19 protein-coding genes and 1 tRNA gene are annotated in these 21,941 nt (G+C 64.1%); 10 read left to right on the top strand and 10 right to left on the bottom strand.

Annotation, left to right across the window (positions count from 1 at the left end; genetic code table 11):
* Positions 1 to 260: 260 nt before the first annotated feature.
* From AB6M95_RS07875 to AB6M95_RS07860, 4 genes are all read right to left on the bottom strand, one after another.
* Complete coding sequence (locus AB6M95_RS07875) at positions 261 to 995, bottom strand: Bax inhibitor-1/YccA family protein (protein ID WP_371386185.1); 735 nt, start codon at positions 993 to 995, stop codon at positions 261 to 263.
* 135 nt (positions 996 to 1,130) lie between these two features.
* A complete protein-coding gene (locus AB6M95_RS07870) occupies positions 1,131 to 1,568 on the bottom strand; it encodes a YccF domain-containing protein (RefSeq protein ID WP_371386184.1) in 438 nt (145 codons plus the stop codon).
* A gap of 57 nt (positions 1,569 to 1,625) precedes the next feature.
* Complete coding sequence (locus AB6M95_RS07865; RefSeq protein ID WP_371386183.1) at positions 1,626 to 2,777, bottom strand: YibE/F family protein; 1,152 nt, start codon at positions 2,775 to 2,777, stop codon at positions 1,626 to 1,628.
* A gap of 68 nt (positions 2,778 to 2,845) precedes the next feature.
* On the bottom strand, positions 2,846 to 4,315 hold the full coding sequence (locus AB6M95_RS07860) for an alkaline phosphatase (RefSeq protein WP_371386182.1): 1,470 nt from the start codon (positions 4,313 to 4,315) through the stop codon (positions 2,846 to 2,848).
* A gap of 346 nt (positions 4,316 to 4,661) precedes the next feature.
* Here AB6M95_RS07860 and AB6M95_RS07855 point away from each other — a divergent pair, with 346 nt between their 5' ends.
* Together AB6M95_RS07855 and trpS are read left to right on the top strand one after the other, a co-directional pair.
* Positions 4,662 to 5,435 (top strand): class I SAM-dependent methyltransferase, encoded by a 774-nt coding sequence (locus tag AB6M95_RS07855; RefSeq protein ID WP_371386181.1) that lies wholly within the window; start codon positions 4,662 to 4,664, stop codon positions 5,433 to 5,435.
* 276 nt (positions 5,436 to 5,711) lie between these two features.
* Positions 5,712 to 6,635 (top strand): tryptophan--tRNA ligase, encoded by a 924-nt coding sequence (gene trpS, locus AB6M95_RS07850; protein ID WP_371386180.1) that lies wholly within the window; start codon positions 5,712 to 5,714, stop codon positions 6,633 to 6,635.
* A 60-nt stretch (positions 6,636 to 6,695) separates the two neighbouring features.
* On the opposite strand, the gene AB6M95_RS07845 is transcribed toward trpS, so the two are convergent.
* Genes AB6M95_RS07845 through AB6M95_RS07835 form a run of 3 tightly spaced genes read right to left on the bottom strand, consistent with a single transcriptional unit; the run spans position 6,696 to position 9,546 of the window.
* Positions 6,696 to 7,625 carry a calcium/sodium antiporter gene (locus AB6M95_RS07845; RefSeq protein WP_371386179.1) on the bottom strand — a complete coding sequence of 310 codons (930 nt, stop codon included), beginning with the start codon at positions 7,623 to 7,625 and terminating at the stop codon, positions 6,696 to 6,698.
* A 36-nt stretch (positions 7,626 to 7,661) separates the two neighbouring features.
* Positions 7,662 to 8,726: a tRNA(5-methylaminomethyl-2-thiouridylate) methyltransferase gene (locus AB6M95_RS07840; protein ID WP_371386178.1), complete on the bottom strand. Its 1,065-nt coding sequence runs from the start codon at positions 8,724 to 8,726 to the stop codon at positions 7,662 to 7,664.
* A 52-nt stretch (positions 8,727 to 8,778) separates the two neighbouring features.
* Positions 8,779 to 9,546, bottom strand: coding sequence for a substrate-binding periplasmic protein (locus AB6M95_RS07835; RefSeq protein ID WP_371386177.1), 768 nt, complete (start codon positions 9,544 to 9,546; stop codon positions 8,779 to 8,781).
* A gap of 228 nt (positions 9,547 to 9,774) precedes the next feature.
* Here AB6M95_RS07835 and recA point away from each other — a divergent pair, with 228 nt between their 5' ends.
* The 5 genes from recA (at position 9,775) to AB6M95_RS07810 (ending at position 16,252) form a co-directional block, all read left to right on the top strand.
* On the top strand, positions 9,775 to 10,833 hold the full coding sequence (recA, locus tag AB6M95_RS07830) for a recombinase RecA (RefSeq protein WP_371386176.1): 1,059 nt from the start codon (positions 9,775 to 9,777) through the stop codon (positions 10,831 to 10,833).
* Between the two features lie 91 nt (positions 10,834 to 10,924).
* A complete protein-coding gene (gene alaS, locus AB6M95_RS07825; RefSeq protein WP_371386175.1) occupies positions 10,925 to 13,564 on the top strand; it encodes an alanine--tRNA ligase in 2,640 nt (879 codons plus the stop codon).
* A gap of 425 nt (positions 13,565 to 13,989) precedes the next feature.
* A complete protein-coding gene (rplM, locus tag AB6M95_RS07820) occupies positions 13,990 to 14,418 on the top strand; it encodes a 50S ribosomal protein L13 (RefSeq protein ID WP_071544788.1) in 429 nt (142 codons plus the stop codon).
* A gap of 12 nt (positions 14,419 to 14,430) precedes the next feature.
* Positions 14,431 to 14,820, top strand: coding sequence for a 30S ribosomal protein S9 (rpsI, locus tag AB6M95_RS07815; RefSeq protein WP_371386174.1), 390 nt, complete (start codon positions 14,431 to 14,433; stop codon positions 14,818 to 14,820).
* Between the two features lie 169 nt (positions 14,821 to 14,989).
* Positions 14,990 to 16,252, top strand: coding sequence for a radical SAM family protein (locus AB6M95_RS07810; RefSeq protein WP_371386173.1), 1,263 nt, complete (start codon positions 14,990 to 14,992; stop codon positions 16,250 to 16,252).
* A 321-nt stretch (positions 16,253 to 16,573) separates the two neighbouring features.
* Here AB6M95_RS07810 and AB6M95_RS07805 read toward each other — a convergent pair whose 3' ends face one another.
* The 3 genes from AB6M95_RS07805 to purM form a co-directional block, all read right to left on the bottom strand.
* Complete coding sequence (locus AB6M95_RS07805) at positions 16,574 to 17,284, bottom strand: PEP-CTERM sorting domain-containing protein (RefSeq protein WP_371386172.1); 711 nt, start codon at positions 17,282 to 17,284, stop codon at positions 16,574 to 16,576.
* A gap of 522 nt (positions 17,285 to 17,806) precedes the next feature.
* Complete coding sequence (locus tag AB6M95_RS07800; protein WP_371386171.1) at positions 17,807 to 18,550, bottom strand: DUF1003 domain-containing protein; 744 nt, start codon at positions 18,548 to 18,550, stop codon at positions 17,807 to 17,809.
* Between the two features lie 211 nt (positions 18,551 to 18,761).
* Positions 18,762 to 19,823 (bottom strand): phosphoribosylformylglycinamidine cyclo-ligase, encoded by a 1,062-nt coding sequence (purM, locus tag AB6M95_RS07795; protein ID WP_371386170.1) that lies wholly within the window; start codon positions 19,821 to 19,823, stop codon positions 18,762 to 18,764.
* A gap of 151 nt (positions 19,824 to 19,974) precedes the next feature.
* Here purM and AB6M95_RS07790 point away from each other — a divergent pair, with 151 nt between their 5' ends.
* From AB6M95_RS07790 to AB6M95_RS07780, 3 genes are all read left to right on the top strand, one after another.
* Positions 19,975 to 20,346, top strand: a complete 372-nt coding sequence (locus AB6M95_RS07790) for a hypothetical protein (RefSeq protein ID WP_371386169.1) — start codon at positions 19,975 to 19,977, stop codon at positions 20,344 to 20,346.
* A 58-nt stretch (positions 20,347 to 20,404) separates the two neighbouring features.
* On the top strand, positions 20,405 to 21,424 hold the full coding sequence (amrS, locus tag AB6M95_RS07785; protein ID WP_371386168.1) for an AmmeMemoRadiSam system radical SAM enzyme: 1,020 nt from the start codon (positions 20,405 to 20,407) through the stop codon (positions 21,422 to 21,424).
* A gap of 198 nt (positions 21,425 to 21,622) precedes the next feature.
* Positions 21,623 to 21,699, top strand: a tRNA-Pro gene (locus AB6M95_RS07780).
* Positions 21,700 to 21,941 lie beyond the last annotated feature (242 nt).

Here is a 21,941-nt window from a genome sequence, read left to right as displayed (position 1 = left end):
GGACTCGAGCCCCTTGTCGAACCGGTCGCGCAGGGCCTTCTCGCCGAAGACCACCTGCCGGTCCTGGGCCGGGAAGATGCTGCTGAACTGCACGGACTGGTCCAGGTCCACGGCCCGGCCCGCCGGGAGTCGTGCCGGCTTGGTAACGTGGAGGGAGAAGTCGGGATTATGGACGGTTTCGCGGGTATGGCCGCCGAGGCGCGGCCAAAAAAAAGCCGTACTCGGGGAGTACGGCCTTTGGTGTGGCTGGGTTGCCGGTACTACCTGCGATCGCCCATGAGACGAAGCAGCATGAGGAACAGGTTGTAGAAGTCCAGGTACAGGGTCAGGGCGCCCAGGATGGTGCCGCGGCGGACGGCCGCGCTGTCGCCCATGGGCACGGTCTCGCCCATGGTCTTGAGCTTCTGGGTGTCGTAGGCGGTCAGACCCACGAAGATGATCACGCCGATGACCGAGATGGCAAACGACATGCCCGCGCTCTGCAGAAACATGTTCACCACCATGGCGATGATGATGCCGATCAACCCCATGAAGAGCAGGCTGCCCCACCCGGTCAGGTCCTTTTTGGTGACCATGCCGTAGATGGACATGGCCCCGAACATGCCTGCGGTGGTGACGAAGGTCGAGACCACCGAGGCCGTGGTGTAGGCGTAGAGGATCGGCGCCAGGGAAAATCCGTTGAGCGCGCTGAAGGCCATGAACAGCGTGGTGGCCGTGCTCGGGTTCATGGTCCGGATCTTGAAACTCATGAAGAAGACCATGCCGAAGGCCAGGAGCAGCGCGATCATGGGCAGCATGGTCGGCGCATACCCGCCGGTCTGGGGATTGTAGACGAACGCCAGGTTGGTCAGGGCGGGAACGGTCAGGGTGGCGAAGGCGATCAGGGCGGTCAGGCCCAGGCCCGCGCTCATCCAGCCGTAGACACCGCGCATGAAGGCGTTCAGGACTTCGGCCCGGGAAGTCTCCGTGCGTTGCATGCTGGGATACTGAGTCATTGATATTCCTCCGAATTGATTACGTGCTTGCGGCCGGGAATCCCCCGGCACTGTTTCTATCTAATCAGCTTTCGGGCCCGTGGCAAGGGAATGCACCAAATTGCACAACCCGTCCGGGGCGGCGGTCCGTGCAGATCAGCGGTCCATGCGCACGCCGTGCAGCCGCTCGGCCTGCTCCACCGTGACCACGGTCAGGCCGATGGGGGCCAGGGTGGCCCCGGCCAGCTTGAGGTGCTGCCAGCCCCACGGGATGCCGAGGATGGTGATGAAGCAGCCCAGCGCGGACAGGATGTGCCCCAGCGCCAGCCACCAGCCCGCGAAGACGAACCAGACGATGTTGCCCAAAGTGCCCCAGTCCGAGGTGCCGATGTCCGGCAGCCCGGTGACCATGTCGCGCCGGACCAGGGTCCGGCCGAAGGGCATGAGCGAGAACCCGGCGATGACAAAGGCGGACCGGGCCCAGGGCAGGCCGATGATGGAGATGGCGAAAAGGCAGCCGGCGAAGAGCCAGCCCAGGGCCATGAACACGCCGCCGATGAGCCACCAGATCACATTGCCGAGAAATGAAAGCATGCGGACTCCTTGTGCTTGATTTTCCAGCTATCGTATTGGCCCATCCCGGCGCGTTCGTCAATGGCGCAGCGTGCTCGCGGCGGGTTTCGCGGCGGTCATGAGCAGCCCGCCCACCAGGGCCGTGAACGGGGCCACGGTGACCAGCCCGAAGCTGCCCACCAGGGTCTTGAGGACCTCGGCGGCCACGTAGATGAAGTTGAAGGTCGTGTCCAGCGGGATGCCCTGGGCCATGAAGGCCATGAGCAGGGTCACGAACCCGCCCGAGTAGGCCAAAAGCAGGGTCGTGGTCATGGTCCCGACCACGGCCCGGCCCACGCGGATGCCCGACCAGACCGCCTCCACGCGCGAGATGCCCGGCTTCTTGTCGACCACCTCGGCCATGGCCGAGGCCACGTCCATGGCCAGGTCCATGACCGCCCCGCAGGAGGACAGGAAGACCCCGGCCATGAACACGCGGGTCAGGTTCAGGTGGCCGTAGCCCGCATACAGCAGGGTCTCGGCAAAGGGCATGACCGCGCCGTGGACGTGGAAATGGCCGGTGAAATAGATGCCCATGGCGCAGCTGGCGACCACCCCGAGGAAGGCTCCGAGAAAGGCGGTCAGGCCCGTGCGGTTGATCCCGGCCACCAGGAAGATGATCACCGCGCAGAGCAGCGCCACCACGCACAGGGTCAGCCAGACCGGGTCCGTCCCCTTGAGCAGCATGGGGACCAGGACCTTCCACAGGAGCAGGCCGGTGAACACGAACGAGAGCAGCGCCTTGAACCCGGTCAGCCCGCCGAAGATGAGCAGCAGCGCGGCGAACAGGGCGAGCAGGAACAGTTCAAGCCCGAGGCGGTAATGGGCCTGGGGGTTGACGTAGATGACCTTGCCGTCGCTGTTCACGGTCAGGACGACGTAGGCCGTGTCCCCGGCCTTGAACAGCTTGTCGCGGTCGAGCTGGCCCAGGAGCTGGTTGTTGGCCGTATACGTCTCGCCCTTGAACGGGCCGTCCAGGATCTCCAGGGTGACCGCCTGCTCGCCCGCGCGGATCATGCCCAGGCTCATGACGTTGGCGTCGTCCACGGCCGTGACCCGGCCCGTGCAGTGGACCGCGTCCTTGTCCTTGTTGGATTCGAACCCGGTGGGCAGGTAGTAGAGGCCGACGGAGATGACGATGAAGATGAGGACCAGGAGCCAATCGCGGAACGTCTTGCTGGGTGCGTACATGGGTTTTCCGAAAAGAGGGGCGGGCGGACCGCAGCCGGTCCGCCCGCCGAAGGTTTGCAGGGTTGCGTCTAGTTGGCGGCCACGCGCACGTCGGCGGCGCTCGCGTACACGGCCTTGGCGGGCATGCCCATGGAGGCCATGATCTTGGTGGCCACGTCCTTGTTGTCGTAGCTGCCGTTGAAGGCCTGACAGTTCGCGCCGATGGCGGAGGTGGAGACCGGCACGCCGGTGTGCTTGTAGGAGGTCCAGCCCAGGCCGGCCTTCTGGTTGAGCACGTGGGTCAGGGTCACGGACAGCGGGTCGTAGTCGCCGTAGAGCAGGTATTCGCCGCCCTTGACCTTCTCGCCCGCCATGGAGCGGTTGAAGGCCTGCTCGATGTCGGCCTGCTGGTAGTCGGCCAGGACCATGGGATCGGTCTTGGCGTCACCCTCGAACTTCAGGCCGAAGTCGGCGGTGATGATCGGCTTCATGGCGTTGAAGTCGCCGCCCTTCTTCTTGAAGGCGGCCAGGGTCTCGGCGGTGAACTTCTGGAAGGAGACCTTCTGGTGGCTGAGGATGTCGTAGTGGGAGCCGTACTTGGTGCCCGCGAAGCCCAGCGTCAGGCCGCCGCATTCGTGGTCGCCGGTGACCACGATCAGGGTCTCTTCGGGGTGCTTCTCGTAGAAGGCCATGGCCTTCTGCACGGCCTTGTCGAAGGAGACGGTGTTGTCGATGGAGGCGGCCGCGTCGTTGGCGTGGCAGGCCCAGTCGATCTTGCCGCCCTCGACCATCAGGAAGAAGCCCTTGTCGTTGTCGAGCATCTCGATGGCCTTGGCGGTGAACTCGGGCAGGGTGATGTCCTTGTCGGTCATGTCCATGACGTAGGGCAGGGCCTGGTCGTCCTGGAGCCAGGCGTTCCAGGCGATGATCTTGCCGTCGCCGGGCTTGAGCGCCATGAAGCCCTTCTTGTCGGTGACGACCTTGTAGCCGTTGGCCTTGGCCTTCTCCAGGGCGTCGCCCATGGGGGCCTTGGACTTCTTGCCGGAGGGGTCCTTGAGGCCGCCGCCCGCGAAGAAATCGAAGCCGGAGTCGGCCAGGGCGTGGTCGATCTCGTGGTACATGGAGCGGTTCTTGACGTGGGCGTAGAAGGCCGCCGGGGTGGCGTGGTCAACGGACACCGAAGAGACGATGCCGACCTTCATGCCCTTGTCGCGGGCCATCTCGGCGATGGTCTTGACCGGCTTGAAGGACGGATCCACGCCGATGTAGTCGATGTTGGTCTTCATGCCGGTGGCCAGGGCCGTGGCCGAAGCGGCGGAACCGGTGATGAACCGGTCGTTGGCGAAGGTGGTGGTGATGCCCTGGGCGGGCATGGCGTCGATGGCCAGCTTCCTGCCCAGGTACGCGGAGCTGGCCGCGCGCTGGGGCAGGCCCATGCCGTCTCCGATGAAGAAAAATACGTATTTCGCGTCCTTGGCGTAGGCGGAACCGGCCATGAACATCATGGCCAGGGCCAGCGCCAGGGCGCACCTGACAAACAGTTTTTCCACTTTCAACATGTCAAACCTCCTCGGTCCGTTTGGTGTGGGTTCAAGACCCAGTATGTACGCTCGGAAGGTTACGAAAACATGGGACAAGACGAAAAACGGGTCACGACCGCGTGACAAGTACGTCACGACCGATCCTACGTTTTTTACGGCGAAAGGGAAATGGCCCCCCGGCAACGCCCTCCTCTCCGCCCGGCCGCGCCAACGGTCCGCGTTGCAAGGAATCCCTTGAAAAGGACTCGCGATTGGTGAATACTCTTCAGACAATCAAACGTGATTCGTGTTACTTTTTAATCCGAGTTATCCGCCGACGGGCCGGACCGGGCCCCACGGCAGCAACCGACGGGAGCGAACGCAGATGGAAACCACACCGCAGACTCCGCCCAGGAGCAAGGAATACTGGAACAACCACGCCCGGAGCTTCCCCCGGTTCGAGGAGGGGGAGGACAACTACGAGGCGGGCGTGATGCGGATGATCCGGGAGCACGGCGTGGACTTTCGCGGCGCGTCGGTCCTGGACGTGGGCTGCGGCAGCGGCATGTACACCATCCGCATCGCCCGCGAGGCGGCCTGCGTCACGGCGCTCGACGTCTCGGACGTGATGCTGGCCATCCTGCGCGAGGACGCCGAGGCGCTGGGGCTGCGCAACATCGACTACGTGCGCTCGGACTGGATGGACTTCGACGGCGAGCAGACCTTCGACGTCGTGTTCTGCTCCATGACCCCGGCCATCATGAGCGAGGAGTCCCGATTCAAGCTCCTGCGCCACGCGCGCGGCAAGACCGTGTTCATGGGCTTTGCCGGGCTGATGAAGTCCGACGTCATGACCGGCCTGTACGCCCATTACGGGGTGACCCCCAGGATGTTCGTCAACGGCACCGACATGCGCAACTGGCTGGACGGACAGGGAATCCCCTACTCCGCCTACCCGGTGGAGGGCACCTGGACGGTGAAGAGCCCCCTGGAGAAGCTGGCCGACTCCTGCACCACCTTCCTGTCCCAGTACGGCGTGATGGCCGAGCGGCGGCATCTCCTGAGCTACCTGGCCGCCTTCGAGGAGGCGCCCGGCGTGTACGTGGAGCGCACGCAGTACAAGATCGACCTGCTCATCTGGGACAAGGCGTCGGCCTGATCCCGGCGCGGCGGATTCGGGCCCTGGACGGCCCGTTCCTTGACACCGGCCCGGACGGGCCGCTAAGAGAAGGCCATGCGTTCATCGGAACACCATACGGAAACACGTCTTTGGTGGCGGCAGACTTCACGGAGTATGCCCCCAGCATAGTGTGTTTATTGCATAAGAGCTGTCGGCATGCATGGCCGGCGGCATCGTCTTCTTTTCAGGGCTGTCGGCATATCCGGCAGCCCTTTCTTCATCCACAATCGAAGACACCGAAAAGGAGACGAACCAATGAAAAGAATACTGACCGGGGAACGGACGACCGGCAACCTGCACATCGGCCACTACTTCGGCTCGCTGGAATCCCGGATCGCGCTCCAGGACGAGTACGAGACCTTCATCATCCTGGCGGACATGCAGGTCCTGTACGACCACCTGGAGGACGACAAGGGCAAGGCCATCCGCGCCAACGTCTACCAGGCCCTGCTCGACAACCTGGCCGCCGGGCTGGACCCGGACAAGGCGACCTTCTTCGTGCAGAGCGAGATCCCGGAACTGGCCGAGCTGACCATGTTCTTCTCGTTCCTGGTGACCGTGGGCCGGGCCAAGCGAAACCCCACGGTCAAGGCGGAGATGGAGCAGGCGGGGACCAGCTACGAGCACATGAACCTCGGCTTTCTCGCCTTCCCGGTGTCCCAGGCGGCCGACATCCTGCTGCCCAAGGCGAACCTGGTGCCCGTGGGCGAGGACCAGATTCCGCACATCGAACAGACCCGGGAAATCGCCCGCCGGTTCAACACCCTTTTCGGCGAGACCTTCCCCATCCCGGATTACCGGGTCTCCCGGTTCCCCCGGCTCCCGGGGCTCGACGGCAAGAACAAGATGTCGAAGTCGCTGAACAACGTCATCAACCTCACGGACGACGAAGAGACCGTGAACCGCAAGATCAAGAAGGCGTATTCCGGCGAAGGGCACGCCCTGTTCACCTACGGCAAGCTGTTCGGCGTGGAGCCCGACGAGCGCATGGGGGCCTTCAAACCCGCCCTGGCCGAAGGCGTCAACGCCTTTCTGGAGCCCATCCGCAATCGCCGCAGGGAACTGGAAAAGGAGCCCGGCTTCCTGCGCGAGGTCCTGGACAAGGGCCGGGACAGGGTCCGGGAGATCGGCGCGCAAACCATGGCCGAGGTCAAGGACCGGATGGGGATGGTCTACTAGCGGACCGGCGCGGCGTCAGGCGGCCGCGACGGGTATGGGATGCGATTTCGGCCGCCCGGCCTAGTGCATGAAGTCGTGGGCCCAGCGGACCATGTTGATGGCGATGAGCAGGGCCCCTTCCCAGCGGCGGACCTTCCAGCCCGTGCGCAGCAGGATCAGGACCAGGCCGACCATGCCCACTAGGACGATCAGGCCGGACGAAGCCTCGGGCGAGACCGGCAGCGGCTTGAGCAGGCAGGTCAGCCCGAGCACGCCCGCGAAGTTGAAGAAATCCGAGCCGATGAGGTTGCCGAGCAGCATCTCGTTCTTGCCCCGGACGGAGGCCGCCAGGCAGGTGACCAGTTCGGGCAGGGAGGTGCCCGCCGCCACGATGGTCACGCCGATGACCCAGGAGGACACCCCGAGCCGGGTGGCGATGGACGTGGCCGCCGAGACCATCAGGTCCCCGCCCGCGGCGATGGCCACGAACCCGGCCGCGAGCCAGACTCCGTCGCGCCAGGTGGCCGTCTTGCCCCGGGTCTCCTCCAACTCCTCCTCGCCCACGGCCTCGCGCTTCACGCCCAGGTAGACCAGGTAGCCGATGAGCAGGGCCACGAGGCACGCTCCGAAGGCGCGCCCCAGCGTCCCGGTGAAGGACACGGCCAGGATGCCCGCCGTGGTCAGGAACAGGAGCAGCCCGTCGCGGTAGACAATGGTCCGGTTGGAGACGAGCGGCTTGATCAGGGCCATGAGCCCCAGGATGAAGCCGAGATTGAAGATGTTGGACCCGACCACGTTGGACAGGGAGAGGTCGTTCTGCCCCCGGAAGGCCGCGTTGACGGTCACCAGGAACTCGGGCGCCGAGGTGCCCAGGGCCACGATGGTCAGGCCGATGACCAGCTCGGACACGTTGTACCGGCGGGCGATGAGCGAGGCCGAGGCGACGATCCAGTTGGCCCCGAACCAGAGCAGCAGCGCGGACGCGCTGAAGGAGACGATGTCTATGAACATTGGCGGACTGTAAGGGATGGCGCAGGCGGGCGCAAGCTAAGCCTGGGCGCGTTCCTTCTTCCATGCGCGGACCGATTCCGGGGCGGGCTCGGCCCACTTGAGCGTGGTTTCGCGGGCCGGGATCACGGCCACGGTCTCGGTCCTGCCCAGGCGGCGGACGGTCACCCGGATGGGCTCGTTCGAGGCCTCGAACCGCTTGCGCGCCTTGCCCGAGTAGGAGCTGATCAGCGCGGCGGCGTCCCGGATCACCTCTGGGTCCCAGTCGCCCTGAAGCGGCCTGCCGATGGCCAGGGGGCCGGGGAAGTCGGCAAGCTTGAACACGTAGTCGCCCGGTTCGGCGCAGGCCGCGAGCTGGTCGTTGTCCTCGCCGGTCCGGCCGAAGGCCAGCCAGTGCGCGCAGGACCAGACCTGCCGCCCGGTGCGGGCCAGGGTGAAATCGTTCGGGGTCGGGCGGTCGCGGTGGGTCAGCAGCCTGACGAACCGGGCCGAGCCCTGGATCTCGGTCAGGCAGCAGCCGCCCGCCGGGGTGGGGATCTCGGTGAACCCGTAGTGCTCGGCCAGGGCGTACTGCGGCTTGCGGCCGCGCCCGGCCCAGTCGAGCAGCCGCTCCCGGTCCACCAGCCCGGACGCCTCCATGGGCGTGGGCGGCAGGTTCTTCGCGCACAGGGGGCGCAGGAGCACGTCGCGCACCTCGGCCCGCTTGGTGATCAGGTTGAGCGCGTCCTCGCGCTGGCTCATGGGTCGCTGGCCGACCACCTCGCCGGAGACGAGGAACTTCGCCCCGTACTCCTTCATCAGCGCGTGGGCGTGCTCGAGCATGATGATCTTGCAGTCGATGCACGGGTTGAGCCACTTGCCGAACCCCTGGGACGGGCCGTCCAGGAGCATGTCCACGTACTCCTGCCGGATGTCGACTTCCACGGCCTCGATGCCGTAGTGGTCCCGCCAGAACGGGATGAGATGGGGTTTGCCGAAAAAGGGCGTGACAAAGTGCAGCCCCAGGACGGTCAGCCCCTGGTCCATGATCGTGCGTACGGCCAGGATGGAATCCAGGCCGCCGGACAGCAGCGCCAATGCGTCGTATGTGTTTCGTTCCGCCATGGAGGGGTCACTTATGTGAGATCGGGGCCGAGGGCAACCCCGCAGTGCGGGGCTAGGGGGCGGGATGCTTGCGGAGCTGGGCGTTGAAGCGGCCCAGGAACTCCTCGGGAGAGAGACCGTGATCCTTGAAATACTTGAGGGAGACCGGGGCGCACAGGGGGGTGCTGTCTCCGATCTGGCCCGGGCACGCGACCAGGTCGTCGAACAGGGGGGCGTCCTGCTTCTGCAGATACAGCCCGAGCCGGAGATCGGTGGCGACCATGTCCACGCGCCCCTCCTGGAGCTTCCGGAAATTGGACCGGGTGGGGGTCCTGCCGATGCTGTTCTCCACCCGGAATGTCCCGGTGGCCAGGGCTTCCTGCCACTTGGGCCCGTAATAGTACCCCCCGAGAACCCCGATGCGAAGACCCGCCAGGTCGTCCAGGTTCTTCCAGCACCCGGCGGTGTCGCGGCCCTTTTTCCAGAGCACGGTGTGCATGTACTCCACGGGATCGGAAAAGCGCATGAAGGCCTGCCGCTCCACGTTGACCACGCACGGGAGCATCATGGCCACGGTCCCTTCCCGCATGGCGTCCAGGCAGCGCCGGAAAGGCAGGACCTTGAACCTGGGCGTGTATCCCATGGCGGTCAGGACCCGCGTGAAACTGTCCACGGTCTCGCCGCGCAGGACGCCGTTTTCGTCCTGGTAGGACGAGGGCGGCAGCAGGTACGCGGCCACCTCGCAGACCGACCCCCCGGCGCGGGCGTCCCCAGCCGCCAGGCAGACCGCCAGCGCCGCCGCGAGCAACAGCCCGCCCAATCGTGTGATTCCGTTCCTCACCGTGCCTCCCGGATTGTGCCCGGCATCAGACATACCCAGGCCCACACCGATCCGCAACCCCGTTATATCCGGGGCGATCCGGACGTCCGGAGCCCGGCCGTGATGGTGCAACCGCCTGCACGTCCAGTCCTTTTTCCCCATATATATGGGTGTTGCCCGCGAAGGGCGTATCTGGTATCTGAACGTGTTGCTCGTTTGTTGCCGCCCGTAAATTCCGGAGGAGATCCCATGGCCCGTAAAGCCGTTGACCCCGAAGCCCTGCGCAAGGAAGCGCTGGGCACCGCCCTGACCACCATTGAACGCAAGTTCGGCAAAGGCTCGATCATGCGCCTGGACGGCGAGGCGTCCCATACCATTCCCGCTATCCCCACCGGTTCCATCGGTCTGGACATCGCCCTGGGCATCGGCGGCGTACCGCGCGGCCGGGTCATCGAGATCTTCGGCCCCGAATCCTCGGGCAAGACCACCCTGGCCCTGCACATCATCGCCCAGGCCCAGAAGGCGGGCGGCGCGGCGGCCTTCGTTGACGCCGAGCACGCGCTGGACCCCGGCTACGCCAAGCGGCTGGGCGTGCACACCGACGACCTGCTCATCTCCCAGCCCGACTACGGCGAACAGGCGCTGGAGATCGCCGACCTGCTGGTCCGCTCCGGCGCGCTGGACGTCATCGTCATCGACTCGGTGGCCGCGCTCATCCCGCAGTCCGAGCTCGAAGGCCAGATGGGCGAGACCCAGGTGGGCGGACAGGCCCGGCTCATGTCCCACGCCCTGCGCAAGCTGACCGGCACCATCCACAAGTCCAACTGCGTGGTCATCTTCATCAACCAGATCCGCATGAAGATCGGCATGACCGGCTACGGCAACCCCGAGACCACCTCGGGCGGCAACGCACTCAAGTTCTACGCCTCCTGTCGGCTGGACATCCGCCGCATCCAGACCCTCAAGGACAAGGAAGAGGCCTACGGCATCCGCGCCCGCATCAAGGTGGTCAAGAACAAGGTCGCCCCGCCCTTCAGGCAGGCCGAGGTGGACGTCCTCTACGGCGAGGGCATCTCCCGCACGGGCGAAATCATCGACATGGGCGTGGAGAACGGCATCATCGAGAAATCCGGCTCCTGGTTCGCCTACGGGTCCGAGAAGCTGGGCCAGGGCAAGGAGAACGTCCGCGCCCTGCTCCAGGACAACCCGGACCTGGCCCATTCCATCGAAGAGGCCCTGATGACCCACCTCGGGTACCGCGACGTGCCCGAGGAAAAAGCCGCACCGGCGCCCGACGCAGGCGAATAGACCGACTTTCAGCCCGTAACGAGCGCCCCGGGCCGCAAGCCCCGGGGCGCTCTTATATCGGTAATACCTTTCCCTGGAGAACAACAACACGATGAAAGCCAATGAAATACGCCAACGCTTCCTTGAGTACTTCGAGAGAAACGGACACACCATTGTGGAGTCCTCTCCGCTGACGCCCAAGGACGACCCGAGCCTGCTCTTCACCAACGCGGGCATGGTCCAGTTCAAGAAGCTCTTCCTGGGCCAGGAAAAGCGCGACTACATCCGCGCCACCACGGCCCAGAAGTGCCTGCGCGTGGGCGGCAAGCACAACGACCTGGAAAACGTGGGCCGCACCGCCCGCCACCACACCTTTTTCGAGATGCTCGGCAACTTCTCCTTCGGCGACTACTTCAAGGAAGACGCCATCCGGTTCTGCTGGGAATTCCTGACCGAGGAGTTGGGGCTCGACAAGGACCGCCTGTACATCACCATCTACAAGGATGACGACGAGGCGGGCGAGCTGTGGCAGCGGGTGGCCGAGGTCCCGGCCGAGCGCATCTACCGCCTTGGCGAAAAGGACAACTTCTGGTCCATGGGCGACACCGGCCCGTGCGGCCCCTGCTCCGAGGTCCACTACGACCAGGGCGAGGAAGTGGGCTGCGGCCCCGACTGCGGCATCGGCAAGTGCGACTGCGACCGCTACCTGGAGATCTGGAACCTGGTCTTCATGCAGTACGACCAGGCCGAGGACGGCACCCGCACCAGCCTGCCCAGGCCGTCCATCGACACCGGCATGGGGCTGGAGCGCATCGCCGCCGTGGCCCAGGGCGTGCACTCCAACTACGAGACCGACCTGTTCCAATCCATCATCAAGTACACCGCCGACCTGGCGGGCGTGAAATACCGCGAGAGCGAGGAGGTCGACACCGCCCTGCAGGTCATCGCCGACCATTCGCGGGCCATCGCCTTCCTGATCCCGGACCAGGTGCTCCCGTCCAACGAGGGCCGGGGCTACATCCTGCGCCGCCTGATCCGCCGCGCCTACCGCTTCGGCAAGCTCATGGGCCTGGAGGGCTCCTTCCTGTGGAAGACCGCCTCCAAGGTCATCGACGACATGGGCGGCCACTACAAGGAGCTGGAGGAGACCCGCGACTTCATGGTCGAGGTGGTCAGGGGCGAGGAGGAATCCTTCGCCAAGACCCTGGACAAGGGACTCGACATGCTCGAAGCCGAGCTGGCCGAACTCAAGGCCGCCAACACCGCCATCGTGCCCGGCGAGACCACCTTCAAGCTCTACGACACCTACGGCTTCCCCATCGACATCGTCCGCGACATCGCCGAACAGCACGGCATGGGCGTGGACGAGACCGAGTTCGACAAATTCATGCAGGAGCAGAAACAGCGCTCCAAGGCCGCCTGGAAGGGCTCGGGCGAAAAGGACGTGGCCTCCATCTTCCAGACCCTGCTCGAACAGGACGTCACCTCCGAGTTCTCCGGCTACGAGACCATGGCCGACCAGTCCGAGATCGCCTACGTCCTGACCCCCGAGGGCGAGGTCGTGGACGAGCTCAGGGAAGGCGAATCCGGCTGGCTGGTGGCCAAGGTCACCCCGTTCTACGGCGAGTCCGGCGGCCAGGTGGGCGACACCGGGGCCATCGCAGCCACGGGCGGCAAGGCGGACGTGCTCGACACGGTCAAGCCGTCCAAAAACCTGACCGCGCACAAGATCAACGTCACCGAGGGCGTGCTCAAGCCCGGCGCACCGGCGTTCCTGAACGTGGACCGCTCCCAGCGGCTGGCCACCATGCGCAACCACACCACCACCCACCTGCTCCACGCCGCCCTGCAGAAGGTGCTCGGCGACCACGCCAAGCAGGCGGGATCCCTGGTCGGCCCGGACCGGCTGCGCTTCGATTTCACGCATATCAAGGGCCTCTCCCCTGAGGAGATCGCCGAGGTCGAGGAGCTGGTCAACCAGGCCATCTTCGACGCCATCCCCGTGACCCGCGAGGTCATGTCCATCGAGGCCGCCCAGGCCAAGGGCGCCACCGCCCTGTTCGGCGAGAAGTACGGCGACACGGTCTCGGTCATCGAGGTGCCCGGCGTGTCCATGGAATTCTGCGGCGGCACCCACCTGGACAACACCGGCATCGCCGGGTCCTTCGTGATCACCTCCGAGTCCGGCGTGGCCGCTGGCATCCGGCGCATCGAGGCCGCCACCGGCCACAACGCCGTGGCCTGGCTGAACGAGCGCCGCGAAGCGGCCGCCGAGGCCGGGGCCATGCTCAAGGCCCAGCCCGCCGACCTGCCCGGCAAGGTCAAGGACCTCCAGCAGCAGGTCAAGGACATGCACAAGGAGATGAAGTCGCTCCAGGCCAAGCTCGCCTCCGGCGCGGGCCGCGACATGATGAGCGAGGTCGAGGAGATAAACGGCGTCAAGGTGTTGGCCGTGGAGCTGGAGGCCCCGAACATGGGCGTCATGCTCGAGCAGATGGACGCCCTGCGCTCCAAGCTGCCGTCCGGCATCGTCTGCCTGATAGCCCCGCACGACGACGGCAAGGTCTCGGTGGCCCTGTCCGTGACCAAGGACCTGCACGGCAAGTTCAAGGCCGGCGACCTGATCAAGCCCGTGGCCGGCGAAGTCGGCGGCGGGGGCGGCGGACGCCCGGACCTGGCCCGCGCGGGCGGCTCCAACCCGGCGGGCATCCAGAAGGCGCTCGCCAAGCTCAGGGAGCTGGTCGCCGCGTAACCGGGACGCACGCATATACCGACAAATAAGCCCCCGGCGTTTTTCCGCTCGGGGGCTTTTTTTAAGAGGGTATTGATACCGCCTTCGGCGGATTTGTCGGGTGATTTCGCCTCCGGCGGGCAAGGGGCTGTACCCCTTGCATCCCCGTCATGCGCCTGCGGCGCGGTATTTCATATATACATGGCGAATGACGGGTTGCGCGACGATCGGGTTTACGTAAACAAAATGCTTGTGGCCCGCTTCCATTTCAGGTAAGAACTCTCTCCCGGTCTGTACACCGGCTTAGGAGAACACCCGTTACAACCCCGTTCTCCCGGGTCCGGCGGCCTGATCGCGTGACCACTCTTATATAGTTGAATTGGGTTGACAGGCGGGCGCAATGCCCGTAAAGGTCCCCTTCTTGAGAATTTGCAAGGAGCATTTTTATGAAGACATATAGCCCGAAGCCGGAAGACGCGAACCGCGAATGGTACGTCGTCGACGCCACGGACAAGATCCTGGGCCGCCTGGCCACCGAGATCACTACCCGTCTGCGCGGCAAGCACAAGCCTGAGTTCGCCCCCCACATGGACATGGGCGACTTCGTGGTGGTCATCAACGCCGAGAAGATCAAAGTCACCGGCCAGAAGATGGACGCCAAGATGTACTACAAGCACACCAACCATCCCGGCGGCCTCAAGGAAAAAACCCTCCGCCAGATGCTGGACATCAAGCCTGAGAACGTCATCACCGCCGCGGTCAAGGGCATGCTGCCAAAGAACAAGCTGGCCGCCCAGCAGCTGAAGAAGCTGAAGGTCTACGCCGGTCCCGAGCACCCGCACGCGGCCCAGGCTCCCAAAACTCTGGATTTCTAATCGGGGATTATCATGAGCGATTTCACCTACGCCACTGGCAAACGTAAGAATGCGATCTCCCGCACCCGGCTGTACGCCGGCACCGGGCAGATCACCGTCAACGGCCGTCCCTTCGAGGACTATTTCCCCCGCAAGACCCTGCAGATGGTCGTGCAGCAGCCCCTGAAGCTGGTCAAGATGCTCGAACGCTTCGACATCAAGGCCAACTGCTCCGGCGGCGGCGTGTCCGGACAGGCCGAGGCCCTGCGCCACGGCATCTCCCGCGCCCTCTGCGCCCTGGACCCGGAACTTCGCGCCGTGCTCAAGCCCGCCGGTCTCCTGACCCGCGACGCTCGTAAGAAAGAGCGCAAAAAGTACGGTCTGCGCGGCGCCCGCGCCTCCTTCCAGTTCTCCAAGCGTTAAGCCGAGACTGGGATACCCAGCCCACACAGGCCGGTACCGCATGGTGCCGGCCTTTTCACGTTGGGAACGCGCCGATCATTTCCCGAAACACGTCCCCCGGCCCCGATCAGGGGAAAAATCCCATTCAATTCTTGCCCGGCCACGCATTTGGCCCTAGAGTACCTTCACTATGCCATCCAAGAAAAAACCGCAGCCGCGCATGCTCTTCGCCTCCCCCGAAGGGGAAATCTACGACCATCCCGACCTGCTCCTGATGGTCCGGCGGGGCGACGAGTTCGGCCTGCCCCGGCCCGACGAGATCATGCCCCTGCCCGACGAATCCGAGTTCTTCATGCTGCCCGGCCGCCACGCCATGGGCTACAGCCAGGAGGACGGACGGGCCGAGGTCATGGAGGAGCTGGCCGTGGCCGCCTTCGCCTGCCCCGGCCACACGGTCACCGGCGTCGTGGCCTATGAATCCGACGACGACGCCCCGACCCTGCCCCTGCTCTCCTACGCCGCCATCGGCTACGCCAACGGCAAGTTCTGGGTCTGCGCCAAGCAGGTGGACGAGGACAAGCGCCAGGTCTTCACCCACATCCCGCCCGACCGCATCGAGGCGGGCGCGCACGAGCTGCTCTCCGAGATGCCCGAGAACCGGCTGGTCAACCACCTGGCGGGCTGCGCCCTGACCAGCGGATGCCCGGCGGCCAAGAACCTGGCGCTCGGCCGGTTCGAGTGCCCCCTGCCCACCTCCCAGGTGTGCAACGCCGAGTGCGTGGGCTGCATCTCCTACCAGCCCGAGGACTCCGGGTTCCCCTCCCCGCAGTGCCGCATCTCGTTTCGGCCCACCCCGGACGAGATCGTCCAGATCATGCGCCGCCACGAGTCGCGCGAACGCCGCCCCATTTTCTCCTTCGGCCAGGGCTGCGAGGGCGAGCCCCTGCTCGAGGCCGAGCTGATCTGCGAGGCGGTCGCCCAGTACCGCCACGAGGGCGGCACCGGCACGGTCAACGTCAACACCAACGGCTCGCGCAACCAGACCATGCCCGCGCTCAAGATCGCCGGGGTCAACTCCATCAGGGTCAGCCTCAACTCCGCGCGCAAGGGCCCCTACGAGGCCTACTACCGGCCCAGGACCTACACCTTCGACGACGTGCGCGAGACCATCTGCAAGGCCCACGACGTCGGCCTGTTCGTGTCCCTGAACCTGCTCTTCTTCCCCGGCATCACCGACACCGAAGAGGAGTTCGACGCCCTGGTCGAGTTGGGCGAGACCTGCCGCTACGACTTCATCCAGCTGCGTAACCTCAACCTCGACCCCGAACTCTACCTCCGCCTCATGGAACCCTTCGGCCACTCCCCGTCCATGGGCTTCAACAACTTCAAGAAACGACTCAAGAAAGCCCTCCCCTGGATCGACTACGGCTATTTCAACCCGTACCTCGGGTAGGTAGAAGAATGCCTCCGGGCCTCAGCCGTTGGCGAGTCTTCGAGCCTTACGGATGAGGACAGCAGCGATCGGCCAGAGGGGAAAACTTTTGAAAAAGTTTCCCCTCTGGACTCCCCTTCAAAACTTTTTGTGTGCCTTCGGCAGAGCCGTGCGTGCCCCCATCCAGCTTCTTTCTCGGCATTCCCAATTCCTCGCCGTATCGGGAAAGCCCAGCGACGAGCTAAATTGGCCAGCAGGCAATACCTGTACGAAGCATAATAGCAAAAAAAAGGGCAGGGCTATTGCAATAGCCCTGCCTTGAATCCGAATCGACTGGTACTTTTATCTCTTTCTTCTCGTAAATCCCACAAGACCCATGAAGCCCATTCCGAGCAGCATCATCGTTCCCGGCTCGGGAACGGGAGCAATGGACGGAGTGTCCCCCAGAATACGAACGCCGAAGTCGAGGTTGTCTCCGGAGTCCGGAAGCCACTCCCCCTTGTACAGCCAGGCATCGTTCCCGAGTGGATCGGGAGCACGGGTGGGCATTACGGCGCGGGAGAGGTTGGCGGTAAGGACGTTGTCTATGAGAATCTGTCCCGGGACCTCAAAGGCGACCCAGTACGTACCGGCATCCAAGGTAAGATCAAGCCCGGTCAGGCCGTTCCAGGCCAGTTCCTGATAGCCGACGGTAAAGTCGCCGGAAAGGTATTCCGTTGCATTGGGAACGTCACCGCCGTCACCATAGATCTTAAGACTGAACAGGTTGTATTCAGGACGGCGATCGCGGCCCATCCAACCCAGTACATCCGTGATGACGTATTGCGCATCAAGCGTAAACTCGGCCGCAACCCATGAATTGGACGGAGTAATCGTGAGGTTGGGCTCAAAACCGTACACTCTGTACGCCTCTAAAACCAGCCCGCTAACCGAAGTGGAGCTTGAATGACCGGTATCAACAATAAAGCTGGCTCTTGCCGGGGATGACACCATCAGGCCGACGGCCAGGACAAGCGCTGTAACAATTGTAACATCTCGTTGTGAAACAGACATGGCTAATCCCTCCTTTTTAAACCATCCTTTTTGAAATCCCTGCACCAACAAGGAGTTACCATCCTCGCAGAGAGCAGCTAGTATCCGCCTATATATTGTATATTAAATAATGAGTTCAAAGTCAATTACTGCTACGTATATTTTATTGCAGTGGCATGGGCGTACCTTTTGTACCACAACGTCCTGTCATGTTTTTATATTTGTTCTGGCCGGAGGGCGACGCCGTCCAATGGTTGAAAAATTACCCCCAGACGGTATATTTTATATTCGTCCATCATTCGCTGGTCGTTTCCGCCGACCTGTTGTCCAAATCCCCAAAGACGTGCGCCTCCGGCAGGCCGTGCGCCATCGAGGCAAGCCTCCTTTGGTCAGGCTATCCCAACAACCGTCTCCGCACTCCGCGAAGCGGCACCAAAAAGTTTAGGAGGGAAGAGGGGATGGGGGTCCGGGGGAAGGGGAGAGGGGAACCCTTTTCTCAAAGGGTTCCCCTTCCCCCGGCCACCGGAGGCATCTTCACCCCGGCTACTTGTGCGTGTCCTTGCGGGGTCGGGAGGCCATGATTTCGGTCATCAGGTCCATTTGCAGTTGCTGGATATCCAGGAGCCGTTCCCACTGGTTGGAGATGAGGTGGTCGAGTTTTTCGTGCAGGTGGCGGATTTCCAGTTCGGCCTTGAGGTTGACCTTGTAGTCGTTTTCGGCCCGGGCCCGGTCCTTGTCCTCCTGGCGGTTCTGGCTCATCATGATGATCGGGGCCTGGATGGCGGCCAGCAGCGAGAGCATCAGGTTGAGCAGGATGAAGGGGTACGGGTCGAAGGGCCGGAAGACGAGCAGCAGCGTGTTCACGAGCACCCATATGAGGATGAACGCGAAGAAAATAATGATGAACTTCCAGCTGCCGCCGAAATCGGCGATCATGTCGGCCAGCCGCTCGCCCGTGGTGCGCGTCCGGTCCAGCTCCTCTTCCGGGTTGCTGGAGAGCAGTTCATGCCGTTCCAGGCTCTGCAGCACCTCCTGGTCCAGCTCGCTCAACTCGCCCTTTTCCGAGCGCATGATGTCTTCCACGTACTTGAACCGGAAGTGGTTCAGGTCGTCCGTGCAGATGTAGCTGGACGGCGTGAAGTCCGGCCGTTCTTCGGCGATCTCGGCGAATATGGAGGGGCGGATGGTCGAGGCGGGGATCATGTTCGCCTTGCTCTGTCCACAGATGTGGCAGGTGTGCCTCGGCTTCGGCGAAGCCGCCTGGTGGGGGGAGGACTTTGTGGTCATGTGAAAACCTCGCTGTGCGGCAATAAGCTCCAGGTCAAACGGCGCGTTCCGGATCGGCGCATGCCCGGTTTACACGATAGTTACCCCAGCGCACCGGCCAGGTAAACCGCCTTGCGGAATTCCGGGGGCGGTTCCCTCGGCTGGCAAAGAAGAAAGCCCCTGCGGCGCATGTGCGCGGCAGGGGCCTTTTCGTCTTGGGGATGCGGTCTGTCTACGGGAAAAGGACCTCGACCTGTTCGGCGGCTTCCTGGCGCCTGGTGATTTCGCCGATGCGGAAGGCCTCGACGTCGTCGCGGGCGTCGAGCCGTTCCAGGGCCTCGTCGGCGTGTTCCGGGGCGACGATGAGGATGTAGCCGATGGAGCAGTTGAATATCTGGAGCATTTCGGGCCAGGACAGGTCGCCCTGCGCCTTGATCCAGTCGAAGACCGGGAGCATGGGCCAGGAGCCGAACTGGACCGAGGCGGCCACGCCGTCGGGCAGGACGCGGGGCACGTTGTCGTAAAACCCGCCGCCGGTGACGTGGACCATGCCCTTGACGGGCAGGGCGGCGAGCAGTTCGAGGACCGGCTTGACGTAGATCTTGGTGGGCTCGATGAGCACGTCGGCCACGGTCTTGTCCGTGCCGGGGAAGGTGTCGTCATGGTCCAGGCCGGATTCGGCCAGGAGCTTGCGCACCAGGGACCAGCCGTTGGAGTGCACGCCCGAGGAGGCCAGGCCGATGAGCACGTCGCCGGGGGCGATGTCCTTGCCGGAGACCAGCTTGGGGGTGTCGACCATGCCCACGGCGAAGCCGGACAGGTCGTATTCGCCGTCCGGGTAGAAACCGGGCATCTCGGCGGTCTCGCCGCCGAGCAGGGCGCAGGCGGACTGGCGGCAGCCCTCGCACACGCCGGAAACCACCTGGGCGGCCACGCCGGGTTCGAGCTTGCCGGTGGCGAAATAGTCGAGGAAGAAGAGCGGGGCCGCGCCCTGGACGAGCACGTCGTTGACCGACATGGCCACCAGGTCGATGCCCACGGTGTCGTGACGGTCGAACAGGAAGGCGAGCTTGAGCTTGGTGCCCACGCCGTCGGTCCCGGCCACCAGCATGGGGGCCTCCATGCCGGAAATCTCGGGCTTGAACAGGCCGCCGAAGCCGCCGATGTCCGTGGCCACGCCGGGCGTGAAGGTGGACTTGACCATGTCCTTGATTCGACGGACGAATTCGTTGCCCGCCTCGATGTCCACACCGGCTTCGGTGTATGCCTGGGATCGCTTGGCGCTGTCGCTCATGGGTCTCTCCTGGTTGGCTTTGGTCGCTTATAGATGGAAGGCGGACCAAGTTCAAGCAACAAGTGCGCGGCCCGCCATTTGCATTGCCAAGCCCGTATGCGATACCTATAATATAGGAATGTGGCAGTATCGCAATGCCTAGGAGGAAACCATGCGCCATTTCAGCGTCATAGCCGTCCTGGTCCTGGCCGTTGCCCTTTTGACGCCGACCATGGGCCTGGCCCAGAACAAGTTCAAGAACGAGGACACGGCCAAGAACCGCCAGGACGAGAGCTTCGGCACCCGGCCCGTGGAGGGCGAGGCGCCGGTGACCACCTTCGGCACCAACGCGGCGGGCAACTCGACCATCGACTCGCACCAGCCCAAGAAGGAAGAGGTGGACTGGTACGACAAGGTGATCATCGCCGTGGACCCGGACGTGTCCTGGCCGAACTCGAAGTCCACCACCTCCAAGACCACGACCACGGACGGCGTGGGCAACACCACCACCTCGACGACCACCACCACGAGCACGCAGGAATGACCGGGGCCGCGTTGCGGCCCGGCCCTTCTGGAATAAACGCCCCGGGAGGATCGACGTCATGATCGAAGCAAGACTCTGGAAACCGCTCAAGGACGGCATCGTCCAATGCCGCCTGTGCAACCATTACTGCATGATCGAGCCGGACGAACGCGGCCAGTGCGGGGTACGCGAAAACCGCAACGGCACCCTGTATTCCCTGAACTACGGCAAGGTGGCGGCCGTCAACCTCGACCCGGTGGAGAAGAAGCCGCTCTACCACTTCCAGCCGGGTTCCATGACCTTTTCCTTCGCCACCATGGGCTGCAACCTGGCCTGCACCTTCTGCCAGAACTGGTCCCTGTCCCAGCCGCCGCGCACGGGCGCGCCCATCCGGGGCCAGGCGGCCACGCCCGAGGAGCTGGTGGCCGAGGCCGTGCGCCTGGACGCCGCGTCCATCTCCTACACCTACTCCGAGCCGACCATCTTCTTCGAACTGATGCAGGACACGGCCAGGCTCGCCCACGGGGCGGGGCTCAAGAACATCATGGTCTCCAACGGGTTCATGAGCCGCGAGTGCCTGGATGCGCTCGGGTCCGACATCGACGCCATCAACGTGGACCTCAAGTGCTTCACCGAGGAATTCTACAAGGACGTCTCCGGGGCCCGGCTCGGGCCGGTGCTGGACAACCTGAGGCGCATCAAGCACGAACTCAAGTGGTGGCTCGAAGTGACCACCCTGCTCATCCCGGGCAAGAACGATTCGCCCGAGGAACTGGACCGGCTGACCGACTTCCTGGCCGACGAGATCGGGACGGACACGCCGTGGCACATCTCCCGGTTCCACCCCGACTACCAGATGACCGACGCCCCGCCCACGTCCGGCGACTCGCTGGAGACGGCCTACGCCATGGGCAAGGCCAAGGGGCTCGAGTACGTGTACATCGGGAACATGCCCGGCTCCAACAGACAGGACACGGTCTGTCCCGGCTGTGGCCGCGAGCTGATCAACCGGACCGGCTTCTCGGCCCGCGTCCAGGGCCTGCGCGACGGCAAATGCCAGGCCTGCGGCCGGATCATCCACGGCGTGGACCTCGGCTGACCGGCTTGCAAACAGCCCGCTTTTTCAGTAGGTATGCACACCCTCGCGCGAGCAGCCCATGGCTGCGAGCCTGGCCAGGAGATCGAGGATTTCGCCTGGCAAGGCGCAGGAAGGATTCAGGACCAGCCGCGTATCTCAATACGCAAGTGTCTGAATCCTTCGCGGCAACCCAGCCAGGGGGAATCCTCAGCCACCTGACGGAGTGTGGCGCAGACTGGTAGCGCGCCTGCTTTGGGAGCAGGATGCCGGGGGTTCAAATCCCTCCACTCCGACCAGCCGATTCAGGCCCCGGACATCGTCCGGGGCCTTTTCCGTCTCCGGCTTGACCGCACGGGCTCAAAACGGACACATTCACACCGAACCTTCCGACCAGCGTCCGGCACCCTGGATGGAAGGGCTCTCGGAGAATCCGGCAAGTTTCGCGGAGGATCGGAGCTTTTTCTCTTCTTCAAAAAGAGGTACTAAGACGGTCTCAATGAAAGCCTCGTTCGCCGTGACGGCTGCGGCAACGGGACGC

It is taken from the genome of Pseudodesulfovibrio karagichevae (genome assembly GCF_041414475.1).
Lineage (GTDB): Bacteria > Desulfobacterota > Desulfovibrionia > Desulfovibrionales > Desulfovibrionaceae > Pseudodesulfovibrio > Pseudodesulfovibrio karagichevae.
The sequence above is the reverse complement of the archived record's forward strand: the minus strand, read 5'-3'. Positions and strand labels throughout refer to the sequence as shown.